General features: G+C 74.0%; 7 protein-coding genes. 2 read left to right on the top strand and 5 right to left on the bottom strand.

The genetic code is table 11. The annotated features are described in order from the left end of the window. Window positions 1-151: 151 nt before the first annotated feature. A complete protein-coding gene (locus tag WMF42_RS24395; protein WP_061607904.1) occupies window positions 152-928 on the top strand; it encodes a chlorite dismutase family protein in 777 nt (258 codons plus the stop codon). A 9-nt stretch (window positions 929-937) separates the two neighbouring features. On the opposite strand, the gene WMF42_RS24390 is transcribed toward WMF42_RS24395, so the two are convergent. From WMF42_RS24390 to WMF42_RS24370, 5 genes are all read right to left on the bottom strand, one after another. Beyond that, entirely contained in the window at window positions 938-2,722 is a 1,785-nt protein-coding gene (locus WMF42_RS24390; protein ID WP_061607903.1) for a phospho-sugar mutase, read from the bottom strand. Between the two features lie 72 nt (window positions 2,723-2,794). Further along, window positions 2,795-4,195, bottom strand: a complete 1,401-nt coding sequence (locus tag WMF42_RS24385; protein ID WP_437685041.1) for an acetyl-CoA carboxylase biotin carboxylase subunit — start codon at window positions 4,193-4,195, stop codon at window positions 2,795-2,797. A 147-nt stretch (window positions 4,196-4,342) separates the two neighbouring features. Then, on the bottom strand, window positions 4,343-5,476 hold the full coding sequence (rlmN, locus tag WMF42_RS24380) for a 23S rRNA (adenine(2503)-C(2))-methyltransferase RlmN (protein WP_437685039.1): 1,134 nt from the start codon (window positions 5,474-5,476) through the stop codon (window positions 4,343-4,345). 137 nt (window positions 5,477-5,613) lie between these two features. Further along, window positions 5,614-6,765 (bottom strand): CgeB family protein, encoded by a 1,152-nt coding sequence (locus WMF42_RS24375; protein WP_437685037.1) that lies wholly within the window; start codon window positions 6,763-6,765, stop codon window positions 5,614-5,616. Window positions 6,766-7,628: 863 nt separating this feature from the next. After that, window positions 7,629-8,519 (bottom strand): serine/threonine-protein kinase, encoded by an 891-nt coding sequence (locus tag WMF42_RS24370; protein WP_437694336.1) that lies wholly within the window; start codon window positions 8,517-8,519, stop codon window positions 7,629-7,631. 617 nt (window positions 8,520-9,136) lie between these two features. Here WMF42_RS24370 and WMF42_RS24365 point away from each other — a divergent pair. Beyond that, window positions 9,137-13,000 carry a serine/threonine-protein kinase gene (locus WMF42_RS24365; RefSeq protein ID WP_061607899.1) on the top strand — a complete coding sequence of 1,288 codons (3,864 nt, stop codon included), beginning with the start codon at window positions 9,137-9,139 and terminating at the stop codon, window positions 12,998-13,000. Window positions 13,001-13,132: the final 132 nt, after the last annotated feature.

Below are 13,132 nucleotides of genomic sequence, written 5' to 3'. Positions count from 1 at the left end.
GCGCGACGTGCTGCGGGCAGCGCGCGGCCGGGCGGGCGGAGCCGGCGGAGCCAGGGGGCGCCCGGCGCGGTGGGCCGGCGAACGGCGGCGACCGGCGGCGGTGCGGCGCCTCGGTGTTGCCCTCCTGCGCGAACCTCGGTACCCCTACGCCATGAGCGAATCCACGACGGGCCGGCCGGCCGCCGGCCACGCGGAGCCCGAGCTGCCGCACATCGATGTGGCCGAGCGGGGGGCGCCGCGCGACGGGCGACCGCAGGTCATCGACCGCAGGCTGTTCATGCAGCTCCTCGTCTTCCGCTGCCCGAGCACCGGCGATCCGGCGGAGCTGACCCGCGCTGTCGGTCAGGCCCTGGAGGCCCAGCGCGTCGGCGCTGTCGTGTACGAGGACGTCAGTGACCCGCGCGGGATCGCGGTGCTCACCTGGGCGGAAGACCCGGCCCTCTTCGTCGAGAAGGTCCGGCCCGCGCTCAACCGCGGCGACCTGCGGGGGCTGGAGCTCCGCCCCGACTTCTCCATGCTGGGGCGCACCTACTCGACAGGCTACGAGCAGGACCTCGAGTACTGGATGCTCCGGCGCCCGGCCGAGACAGTGCTCAACCCCGCCTGGTCGTGGGCTGTGTGGTACCCGCTCCGCCGCAGCGGCGCGTTCTCCAAGCTCGAGCCGCGCGAGCAGGGGAGCATCCTGCGCGAGCACGGCACCATCGGCCGGGCGTACGGCGCGCAGGACCTCGCGCACGACATCCGCCTCGCGTCCCACGGGCTCGACGCCCGCGACAACGAGTTCGTGATCGGGCTGGTCGGCAAGGAGCTCCACCCGCTCTCGCACATCGTCCAGTCGATGCGGAAGACCCGCCAGACATCGGAGTTCATCAGCCAGATGGGCCCGTTCTTCGTCGGCCGCGCCGCCTTCCGCAGCGCCGGCGGCTGAAGCGGCCCGTCAGCCGATGCCGGCCAGGGCCGAGAACGCCGTGGCCAGCGCGTCGAGCCGCGCCGCCGCGCGGGCCTCGGCGTCGGCCAGCGGCTCGTCCGCGGCGACCGGCTCGCGCACGTCGAAGTAGAACTTGATCTTCGGCTCGGTGCCGCTCGGGCGCGCGATGATCCGGCTGCCGCCGTCGAGCTCGTACACGAGGACGTTGCTCGGGGGCAGGACGAGCGGCTCGGCCTTGCCGTCGCTCGACGTGCGCGTGCGCGCCTCGAAGTCGCGCCACGCCACCACCGGGACGCCGCCGAGCTCCGCCGGCGGGCTCTTCCGCAGCGCGGCCATGATGGAGGCGATCTTCTCGACGCCGTCCACGCCGCGCAGGGTGTAGGAGCGCTGCCCGCTCATGTAGAGGCCGTACGTGCGGGTGAGCGCCTGGAGCTCGTCGAGCAGCGTCTTGCCCTCGGCCTTGCGCACAGCGGCGAGCTCGGCGAGCACCACCGCGGCGCCGATGCCATCCTTGTCGCGCACGACAGGGCCGATGGTGTAGCCGAGCGCCTCCTCGAAGCCGAACACGAAGCGGGCGCCTGTCGAGCGCTCGATGTCCATCGCCCGGTTGGCGATCCACTTGAACCCGGTCAGGGTCTCCTCGTAGTGCACCCCGAGCGCCGCGGCGATCGCGCCGAGCATCGGGGTCGAGACGCAGGAGGCCAGCACGAGGCGGCGCTCGGTCGCGCTGCCGCCGCCCTGGGCGCCCCCCTCGGTGAGCAGGTAGTGGCCGAGGAGCACGCCGACCTGGTTGCCCGTGAGCTGCACGTACTCGCCGTCCGGGCGCCGCACCGCCACGGCGAGCCGGTCGACGTCCGGATCGTTGGCGAGGACGATGTCGGCGCCCTCCTTCTTCGCGAGGGCGAACGCCAGGTCCATGGCGCCCTTCTCCTCGGGGTTCGGGAACGCGACCGTGGGGAACGCGCCGTCCGGCTCGGCCTGCTCGGGCACGCTCGTCACGCGCGTGAAGCCGGCCTGCGCGAGCGCCTCGCGGACGAGGCGGTTGCCCACGCCGTGCAGCGGCGTGTAGACGATGCGCAGGTTGCGATCGCCGTCCGCCCGCACGGCGAGGCCGCGGATCGCGCGGAGGTACGCCGGCTCGAGATCCTCGGGGAAGTCGCGCACGAGGCCCCGCTGCCGCGCCTCGTCGAGGGGGACGCGGGGGACCTGATCCGCCGGCGGCGAGGCGTCGATCGCCGTCGCGATGCCGGTGTCGTGCGGCGGGACGATCTGCGCGGCGTTGTCCCAGTAGACCTTGTAGCCGTTGTACTCGGGCGGGTTGTGGCTCGCCGTGACCATCACGCCCGCGGCCGCGCCGAGGTGACCGACAGCGAACGCGGCGATCGGGGTGGGGCAGGGCCGCGGCGAGAGGTGGCTCGGGATGCCCGCGGCGGCGAGGGCGCAGGCGGCGTCCTCCGCGAACTCGCGGCTCATCCGGCGGGCGTCGTGGCCGACGACGACCCCGGCGCTGCGCGCCTTGTCGCCGAGCGTGGCGAGGAGGTAGCGGGCGAGGCCGGCGGTCGTGCGGAGGATGACGGCGCGGTTCATCCGGCTCTCGCCGGCGCCGAGCACGCCGCGGATGCCGGCGGTGCCGAACTCGAGGGGGCCGGCGAAGCGCTCGGCGAGCTCATCGCGGACGCCCTCCTCGCCCGCCCGGGCCGCGTCGATGAGCCGGCGCAGCTCGCTCTGGGTCTCCGGATCGGGGTCGTGGGCAAGCCAGCGTTCGGCAGGCTCGAGGACGAAGTCGTGGCTCACGACTCCATCTTTAGTTCAAGCTGGCCGCCGTGTGCAGCAGGCGCACGCGCGATTCCGTGCGGACGGGCGGGGCTAGCCGGCCTTCTTGCCGGCGGCGAGCGCCTCGGCGAAGCGCGTGTCGTACTGGCCGCGCCGGAAGTCGTCGTCCGCCAGGATCTGGCGCAGGAAGGCGAGGTTTGTCGCGGCGGGACCGGCCGGGCCGGCGAGCTCGATCGTCGTGCCGGCGAGCGCCCGGTCCAGGCGGGCGATCGCGTCGTCGCGCGTCGGCCCGTGGGCGACGATCTTGGCGAGCAGCGGATCGTAGAACGGCGTCACCTCGAGCCCCTCGGCGACGCCTGTCTCGATCCGCAGGTCGTCGCCCGCGGCGGGCCAGCGGAGCGCGGCGATGCGGCCGGGCTGCGGGGCGAACTTCTTCGCCGGATCCTCGGCGTAGAGGCGCGCCTCGATGGAATGGCCGCGGTAGGCGTGGTCGCGGACCTCCGGCGCGAGCGGCTCGCCCGAGGCGATGCGGATCTGGTGCTCGACGAGGTCGAGCCCGGTGCACATCTCGGTGACGCAGTGCTCGACCTGGAGCCGCGCGTTGACCTCGAGGAAGTAGAGCTCGCCGCTCTCCGTCGCGACGAACTCGACCGTGCCGGCCCCGACGTAGCCGGCGCCTGTCACGACCCGGAGCGCGCTCTCGTGCAGCGTCTTCCGGCGGGACTCGCCCGCGTCTCCCTGGAAGAACGCGGCGGGCGACGGGCTCTCCTCGACGATCTTCTGGTGCCTGCGCTGCGCGCTGCACTCGCGCTCGCCGATCGCGACGGCGCCGCCCTGGCCGTCGCAGAGCACCTGCACCTCGATGTGGCGCGGGCGCTCGATGTACCGCTCCATGTAGACGCGCGCGTCGCCGAACGCGGAGCGGCCGCGGTCGGAGCACGCGGTGAGGGCGCGCGCGAGCTTGACCGGCTCGGTGACGACCTGCATGCCGATGCCGCCGCCGCCGCCCGCGGCCTTGACGAGCAGCGGGAATCCGATGCTCTCGGCGGCGCGCTGGGCGGCCTCGAGGTCGGCGGGGTCGACCGGGCCGCCCGTGCCCGGCGGCGGGAAGACGTCGGCGGCGCGCGCGTGGTCGCGCGCGAGGATCTTGTCGCCGAAGGCGTGGAGCACCGCGGGCGGCGGGCCGATGAACGTGATGCCGGCCGCGAGGACGGCCTCGGCGAACGCCTCGTTCTCGCTGAGCAGCCCGTACCCCGGGTGGATGCCGTCGGCGCCCGTCGCCCGGGCCGCCTCCACGATCGCGTGGATGACGAGGTAGCTGTCGCGGACCGGCGGCGGCCCGATGCGCACGGCCTCGTCGGCCATCGCGACGTGCGGCGCGCCCGCGTCGGCGTCCGAGTAGACGGCGACCGTGGCGATCCCGAGCCGTTTGCAGGTCCGGAGGACGCGACAGGCGATCTCTCCACGGTTGGCGACGAGGATCTTTTTCAGCACGGTTGACAGCTACGCCCCCGCGCGGCGGGGCGTCAAGGCGGTCCGGGCGGCGCGGCGCGCCCCGAGCGCTCGCGGACAGGCCTCGTCGGACGGCCTCCGGCGGAGCGCCCTTGCCTGCCCGGCGGGCTGAGCCGCGCCGGGTCCGGCTCAGCCCACCGCGCGCCGCACCTTGGGCTTGGCCCCGAGCAGCACGAGCTGCCCGCACGCCGCCGAGACGTCGTCCCCGCGCCGGCGCCGCACGAAGCACGAGTATCCGGCCTGGGTGAGCACCTCCTGGAACGCGGTCACGCGCTCCAGGCCGGGCGGGCCCAGCGAGGACGCCTCGATCGGGTTCATCGGGATGAGGTTGATCTTCACCGGGATCCCGCGCAGGAGCTTCGCCAGCCGGCGCGCCTCGACCGGATCGTCGTTCTGCCCGGCCACGAGCGTGTACTCGATGGTGATGCGCCGGCGCCGCGGCAGCGGGTAGGCGCGCAGCGCCGCGAGCAGCTCGTCGAGCGGGTACTTGCGGTTGATGGGCATCAGCGCCGAGCGGGTCGCGTCGTCCGCGGCGTGCAGCGAGATCGCCAGCGCGATCTGCCCGCCGAAATCCTCGCCGAGCCGCGCGATCTCCGGGACGAGGCCCGATGTGGACACCGTGACCCGCCGCGTCGAGAGGTTGATGCCCTCCGGGTGCGTGAGCAGGCGCAGCGAGCGCGCTGTGGCCTCGTAGTTGTGGAGCGGCTCGCCCATGCCCATGTAAACGACGCCGCGGAGATCTTCGCCCTCCTCGAGCATCGCCCGCCCGAGGAGCACCTGGCCCGCGATCTCCTCGGCGCCGAGGTGGCGCTTGAGCCCGGCCACGCCGCTCGCGCAGAAGCCGCACCCCATGGCGCAGCCGACCTGCGTGGAGATGCACTGGGTGACGCGGACGCGCGGCGCCGCGCCCGGGCCAGCGTCGTCGTCCTCGTCGTCGGTGTCGTCGCCCGCGGCCGCGTCGGCGTCGAGCTGCGCCTGCGAGCCGGGGCCCGACACCGACGGGAGCAGGACCGTCTCGATTGTCGCGCCGTCGTGCAGGCGGAGGAGCAGCTTGCGCGTGCCGTCCTCGGAGCGATGAACCCGCTCGGGCGTCAGCACCTCGCCGAGCCCCTCCGCGGCGAGGTGCTCGCGCAGCCGCGCCGGGAGGTTCTTCATCGCCGCCGGATCCAGGACGCCGCGGCGGTGGATCCAGTGGAATACCTGCTTCGCCGTGAACGACCGCTCTCCGCGGGCGGCCAGCGAGGCCGACCACTCTTCAGGCAAGCGAGCGACAGGGTGAAGCGGGGTGGAGCGCACCTCCGTGGCGTACTGCGCGCTGACCCGAGCGGCAAGGGAGCAGGAGCGCGGCGCGGCCGCCCGCGCCCGGCCGATGCGTTGGCCGCCCTGGCGCTCCCGGGGCGTCAGCCGCTCTGGCTCTCGATGTGCGCCGCGGGGATCTGCCCGTCGCGGTCGCGGCGCGCCCGCGCGCGGCTCCCGGCGTCGAGCACCTCGCGGGTGTAGCGCTCGAACGCCTCGGCCCGGTGCATCGCCGTGTGCTCGGCGAACACGCGCTGCCGCGCTCGCTGGCCCACGGTGAGGCGCTTGTCCTCCTTCATCTCCCTGAGCTTCCGGAGCACGTCCTCCGGCGTGCGGACGAGGAGGATCTCGTCGCCGGGCTGGAAGAACGTCTCGATCCCCGGCCATGTGTCGCTCAGGACGGGGGTCCCGCACGCGGCCGCCTCGAACAGGCGTGCGCTCGGCGACCACCCGGACTCGACCATCGCCCGGCGGGTCAGGTTCAGCGTGAAGCGCTGGGAATTGTAGAAGATGCGGTGCTCGTCCGGCGGGAGGTGCTCCGTCCGGCTGATGTTGTCGGGCCACGCGAGCGACGTCGGGTACTGCGCGCCCGCCACAGCGAAGCGGCCGCGGCGCATGCGCCGCGCCGGCTCGAGCAGGAGCCGCTCGACCGCGGCCTGCCGGTCGTCGCTGTACGTGCCGAGGTAGCCGAGATCCCAGCGCATCGGCGCCGGCTGCGGATGGTAGACGTCGGTGTCGGCCGAGCAGTAGAGCGCCCGCGCGCGCACCGCCCCGTGGCCGCGCTCGAGCCGCTCCAAGGTCGGGCCGCCCGTCGCCGACAGGTAGAGGTCGTACCGCGGGATCAGCGCCGGCGTGAGGTACGCGTGATCCCCGTGCGCCAGCCGGCCCAGCGTCACCGGCGTGTCGAGGTCGTAGAACGCTGTCTTGCCGCGGGCCTCCTCCGTGATCCACGCCCCGACGGTGGCCCCCTCCGGGACGAAGGAGCCGACGATCACGAGATCGGCTTCGCGCACCGCGCGTGAGAATCGATCACGGAGCTCGGGAATGCTCGAGTACTGCTCGGTCTTGCCGTAAGGCGGGTTGGGCAGGTCGCGGTGCTGGTCATAGATGGAGAGGTTCCGCTCCAGAAAAAGCACGTGGTGGCCGCGCGACGCGAGCGCCCGGAGGAGCGCCCTGTACGTCGTGGCGTGGCCGTTGCCCCACGACGACGTGATGGAGAGTCCCAGGAAGACATAACGGTAGGTAGGTGTCGTCATAGCGTGGTGGCAGCAAGGGTTGAGAGATCCCAGGAGACGTGCCGGCCCGGAATGAGCCGGTCCCGAGGCGCACCTCGGCGGCGCCGGAGACGCTGAGAGCAGCCTCCGCGCGGCCAGGCAGGCGCGCAGACAGGGGAGCTGCACGTCGCTCCGGTTGCCCTGGCGCCGCGCAAGAGGGCGCGGCGACGAGCGAACGACCCCGGATTAACATGCATGCTCACGCTCTGCAATCCTGCGAGAGGCGGTTTCTGGACTGAAGATGCGTATTCCTCCTCAGGACCCCAGGTGATTAGGCCCGGACTGATCTCGTGATCAAGAAGGGAGCAGAATCGTAACTCGCTCTGGAACAGGGCGGGCCGTTCGCGCAAAGCACCCCGCCGCGCCATCGAGGCAACCGGCCTGTGCGGCGACGAAGGATGGCAGCGTCGATGAGAAAAAAAGAGGCGATGTCGTAATGGTGGGCCAAAGGCCTCGATCGAACGGCGTCGCGGCGGCGGAGCCCTACCCGGAACGCCGGGGCAACGCTCGTCAGCGCCGCGGACCGGGCTCGTCAGGAACGCGGGAGCGGGCGGCGGAGCGAAGGCGCGGCGCCGGCAGGGCCGCGCGCGAGGCGCCGTCGCGCGCGGGTCCCGCAGGCATTCCGGCGTCCCGTCACGATCGCCGGTACGCCTGCGGCCGCGAGCCGGTCGCGGACCTCTCTTGATTCATGAGAAAACGAGCAGGGAGTCAGCAAGGCACGGAGAGCGGGAGAGGACGGCGCGCCCGCGCCGCCTTCCTGTCCGTGCGGGCGCGTTGCCGCGAGCCGGGGGCCCTCGGTGTCCAGCCTTCAGCGGTGGGGCGCCGCGCGTGGGCGGCCGCGACGTTCAGGCGGCGGGTCGCAGCGCCCGCCAGCCGTCGAGCACCTCGGCGATGTTCGCGAAGCGGCGGTCCGGGCTATGGGCGAGACCGCGGTTGACGAACACCTCGAGTTGCCGGTCGACCGGCGGGGGCATCATGTTCCCGAGGCGCCGCGGCGCCGTCCTCGTCTTGAGATCGGCGAGCATCATCAGGTTGCGCGCGGCGTAGGGGAGCTCGCCGGTGAGCGCCTGAAAGACCACCGTCATCGCCGCATAGATGTCGGCCCGGTGATCCACCGTCTTGCCCTTCGTGAGCTGCTCCGGGGGCGCGAACCTGGGATCGCCGAGGCACCGGCTCGCCACGGTCGTCTCCTCGTCGCAGAGCGCGGGCGGGAGCTTGCACGAGCCGAGATCGAGGAGCGTCAGCCGGTCGCCTTCAGGGCCGCGATCGACGAGCACGCTCGCGGAGCTGATGTCGCGGTGGATGATGTCAATCTCGTGGAGCTCGGCGATCGCGAGCCAGAGCTGCTCGATCAGCGGGTGGAGAGCGTCGAACGGGAGCGCCCCGTGCCGGGCGATGCGCTCGGCGAGGAGCTCCCCCTCGCGCAGCTCGAAGACGATGAAGGGGCCGTGCTTCGGGTCCGCGCCGCCGCCGATCGAAGGGAGCGTGTGCGGGCCCCGCAGCCGCTCGCACGCCGCGGCCTCGCGCCGGAAGCGCGCCTTGGCCTCGGCCAGGGGCATGCGCTCCGGCGCGCTGAACACGCTCCCCGGATCCACGCGCGTTGGAGGCTCGCCGAGCACCTTCACCGCGACGCGGCGGCCGGTGCTAGCGTCCTCGGCGCTGAACACTTCACCGAGGCCCTCGCGGCGGAGGTGACCCACGACGCCGTAGCGCTGGAGCAGGACGGTTCCGGGCACGATTGACAAGAGCGGCCTCCTTCGCTTGACAAAAAGGGGTCGAGCGCGTTCCGGTCGCCTCCCCCCAGTCCCCAGACAAGCTCATTTATCACGCGGGCGCGACAGCGGAAGCGCCGCGCGCCCGTCGACGCGAAGAACGGACCGCCGCCTACACCAGCCACGCCGCGTCGGCCGCTCCACGCTCGAGGCCGTCTGGACGAAAAGCGGCCCGGCGCCGCGATCGAAGGCGAGACGAGCCGCGGTCGAGGCCGCGGCGTCGGTGGGACCGATCACCGGAGAGCCGCGGCGGCTGCTCCTGTATCGCCCGCGGGGCTCCGGGCGCGCCGGAAAGGCCGCTCGGCAGCGGAGGAGAACCGACATGACCCGCGGCCGGACGTGACGGCAGGGGCCGCGCCGGGCGCTTCGTCGCTCTGGAGTTGCCCCGGGCCGCGCTCTCTGGTGACGATGCGGACCGAAGCGCGGTAATCGGCGGTGATTGCATGAGGGGACGCGGAGGCCTCGCGGCGCCGCGCCCGGTGACACGCCTGCTACCCCGAACCGCTGGCCATCCACATGAACTTCGCGTAGCTCCCACACAGAGGACGGACGGCGGTCTGCGGGGAGCGGCGGCTAGGGCAATGCGCGCGGGAAACGTCATCGACGGCCGGTTCGAGATCGTGGAGCTCGCGGGCGCCGGCGGCATGGGCCATGTCTTTCGCGCGAACGACCTCACGACGGGCGACACCGTCGCCCTCAAGGTCCTCCAGAACGCCGCCTCCCAGGACTCCAGCCGCCTCTCGCGCGAGGCGCAGGCGCTCGCCAGCCTGCGGGTGCCGGGGGTGGTGCGGTACATCGCGCACGGCCTCACGGACACCGGGCACCCCTACCTCGCCATGGAATGGCTCACCGGCGAGACCCTCTCCCAGCGCCTCGCCCGACAGTCGTTCAGCCTGGACGAGAGCCTCAAGCTCGCCCGGCGCGTCGCGATCACCCTCGGGTCCGTGCACCGGCTCGGCGTCGTCCACCGCGACCTCAAGCCGAGCAACCTGCTCCTCGTCGACGGCGCCATCGACCGCATCACGCTCATCGACTTCGGCGTGGTCCGCATGTCCGGCATCGACCAGCAGCTCACCATGCCGGGCGCCATCCTCGGCACCCCCGGCTACATGGCCCCCGAGCAGGCCCGCGGCGAGGCGCAGGTCGACGCGCGCGCCGACGTCTTCGCGCTCGGCTGCCTGCTCTACAAGTGCGTCTCGGGGCGCGCGCCCTTCCGCGGCGCGCGCGGGCTCGCCGTGCTGGTCAAGGTGCTCATCGAGGAGCCGCCGTCGCTCCGGTGGCTCCGCGACGACGTGCCCGAGGCGCTCGACGACCTGGTGACGCGGATGCTGTCGAAGTCGCCCGAGGGGCGGCCGAGCGACGGCAACGCGGTCGCGGCCGAGCTCGCCGCGCTCATGGATCCCGCGGCGCTCTCCGTGCGCCCGCCGGCGCCGTCCATCCGCCCGCCGGAGCTCACGACAGGCGAGCGCAAGGTGATGTGCCTCGTCCTCGCGCGCGACGGGCTCGCCCCCGCCGCGGCCGATCCGGCCGCGCCCGAGGCCGACGAGCAGGCGCGCGCGCAGGCGCTCGCGGCCACGGCGGCGCGCTACCGGGGCCAGCTCGAGCTCGTCGAGGCGCGGCTGCCGCTGGTCGTGCTCTCCGGCGCCGGCGCGACGACCGACCTCGCGGCCCGGGCGGCGCGCTGCGCGCTCGCCGTGCAGGCGCTCCTCGGCGGGGCGCCGGTCGCTGTCGTCACGGGCCGGGCGGAGATCGCCTCGCGCATGCCGATCGGCGATCTCATCGATCGCGTGGTCCAGCTCCTGCCCGAGAGCCGCGCCCCGTCGCGCGCGGCGGCGATCCGCATCGACGAGGTGACGGCGGGGCTGCTCGGGCCGCGGTTCGAGATCTCGGGCGACGAGGCGGGCCGCTGGCTCCACGGCGCGCGCGAGGAGCCGGACGCGGCGCCTCACCTGCTCGGCAAGCTGACGTCGTGCGTCGGGCGCGAGCGCGAGCTGGCGCTGATCCGCGACGAGCTCGCGCGCTGCGTCGAGGAGTCGACCCCGAGCGTCGTGCTCGTGACGGGTCCGGCCGGCATCGGCAAGTCGCGGCTCCGCCACGAGATCGTCCGCGGCCTCCGGGAGGAAGGCGCGCCTGTCGAGGTGTGGCTCGGCCAGGTGGACGCGATGAGCGCCGGCTCGGCGTTCGGCCTGCTCGCGCACGCGCTCCGGCGGGCGATCGGGCTGTCGGACGCCGACTCCATCGAGGAGCGGCGGCGCAAGGTGCGGGCGCGGGTCGAGCGGCACGCGGCGCTCGACCCGGCGCGGGTGGCGACGTTCCTCGGCGAGCTTGTCGGCGCGCCGTTCCCGGACGACGACGTCCAGCTCCGGGCGGCGCGGCGGAACCCGATGCTCATGGGCGATCAGCTCCGCCTCGCGTGGGAGGACTTCCTGCGCGCCGAGTGCGCGGAGCACCCGGTGCTGCTCGTGCTCGAGGACCTGCACTGGGGCGACCTGCCCACGGTCACGATGGTCGACGCCGCGCTCCGGAACCTGAAGGACAGGCCGTTCATGGTGATGGCGCTCGGCCGCCCCGAGGTGCACGAGCTCTTCCCGAAGCTGTGGGACGAGCGGCGCGGGCACAAGCTCCGGCTCGCGGGGATCTCGCGCCGGTCGAGCGAGCGGCTCGTGCGCCAGGTGCTCGGCGAGGGCGAGAGCCAGGCGCTCGTGGCGACGCTCGTGGAGCGCGCGGACGGCAACGCCTTCTATCTGGAGGAGCAGATCCGCGCGGCGGCGGCCGGCAAGGGGGCCGACCTGCCGGAGACGGTGCTGGCGATGGTGCAGGCGGAGCTCGACGCGCTCGACGTCGGGGCGCGCCGCGTGCTGCGCGCCGGGGCGATCTTCGGCGAGCGCTTCCCGCGGGGCGGGGTCGCCGCGCTTGTCGGCCGGGCGGAGGTCGACCCGCTGCTCGCCGAGGTCGAGGCGCGGGAGCTCATCGTGCGGTGCGCGGCGGAGGGCGCGTCGGAGGCGGTCGAGTACCGGTTCCGGCACGCGCTCGTGCGCGAGGCGGCGTACGGGATGCTGACCGATCACGACCGCCGCCTCGGCCACCGGCTCGCGGGCGAGTGGCTGGAGCGCGCGGGCGCGGCGGAGCCGATGGCGCTGGCCGAGCATTTCGAGCGCGGGGGCGAGCCGGCGCGGGCGGCGACGTGGACGCTGCGCGCGGCCGAGCAGGCGCTGCTCGGGAGCGATCTCGGCGCGGCGATCGAGCGCGTGGAGCGCGGCATCGCGCGCGGGGCCTCGAAGACGACGGCCGGGGCGCTGCGGCTCTGCCAGGCGGAGGCGCACCTCTGGCGCGGCGAGTTCGCGCTGGCGGAGCGGCGGGGGATGGAGGCGCTGGAGCGGCTCTCGCCCGGGTCGGCGTCGTGGTTCTCGGCGCTGACGCAGATGATCCTGGCGGCCTCGAAGCGCGGCAACCACGACCAGGTAGAGCGCCTCGTGCGCGTGGCGCAGAGCACCGAGCCGCGGCGGTCGGGGCGGCCCGCGCGCAGCGTGTGCCTGTGCGCGGGGGCCGGGCGCCTCGTCTTCGGCGGGCGGTACCGGCTCGCGGACGAGCTGCTCGACGCGATCGAGCAGGACGCCGAGGAGACGCAGCAGGAGGTCGAGGTGCTGGCGCGGCTGCACGAGGCGCGCGCGTACAGGGCGATGGCGGACGGCGACCCCGGCGCGAGCCTCGCGGGCTTCGAGGCGGCGCTCGCGGCGTTCGAGCAGGCCGGGGATCGGCGCAACGCCTGCTGGGCGCGGAACAACCTGGGCTCCTGCACCGCGGAGCTCGGCGAGCTCGAGGGCGCCGAGGCGGCGCTGCGCGCGTCGCTCGCGGACGCGGAGCGGATGGGGCTCCTGGAGGCGCGGCTCGGGGCGCTGCTCAACCTGGGTCCGGTGCTCGCGCGGCAGGGCCTCGTCGACGAGGCGCGGCAGACGGAGGAGGAGGCGATCGCGACGTCGCAGCGCCTCGGCGACGTGCGCATGGAGGGCGCGGCGCGGACGTGCCTCGCGAGGATCCTGATCCTGTCGGGCGACCTCGCGGGCGCCGAGCGCGAGGCGCGCGCCGCTGTCGCGATCCTGTACGGCGCGCCGCCGCTCCGCGCCTTCGCGTACGCGGTCCTCGGGCGGACGCTGCTCGACGCGGGGCAGGCGGTGGACGCGCTCGCCGCGACGACCGAGGCGTACTGCCTGCTCGAGTCGGTGGGCGCCGAGATGGGCGAGTCGCTGGTGCGCCTCGCGCACGCCGAGGCGCTCTCCGCGTGCGGCCACCGGCGGGAGGCGACCATGGCGATCGCCTCGGCGCGGGAGCGCCTGCTCGACAGGGCGAGGAAGATCGGCGACCCGGTGTGGCGCGCGAAGTTCCTCGGCAACGTGCCGGACAACGTGGCGACGCTCGAGCTCGAGCGGAGGTGGCTGGGAGCCTAGCCGAGGCCGGCGCCCGGCGCGGCGGGACCGGAGCGGCGGGATCGGGCATGCTGGTACCTCGGGTCAGAGACCCTGCCACGCCGCTGCCGCGCCTTTGCGTTGAGCTCTCTCTGTGGATCTCTGGCGATCTTC

The organism is Sorangium sp. So ce176, assembly GCF_051519835.1.
Lineage (GTDB): Bacteria > Myxococcota_A > Polyangia > Polyangiales > Polyangiaceae > Sorangium > Sorangium cellulosum_G.
The sequence above is the reverse complement of the archived record's forward strand: the minus strand, read 5'-3'. Positions and strand labels throughout refer to the sequence as shown.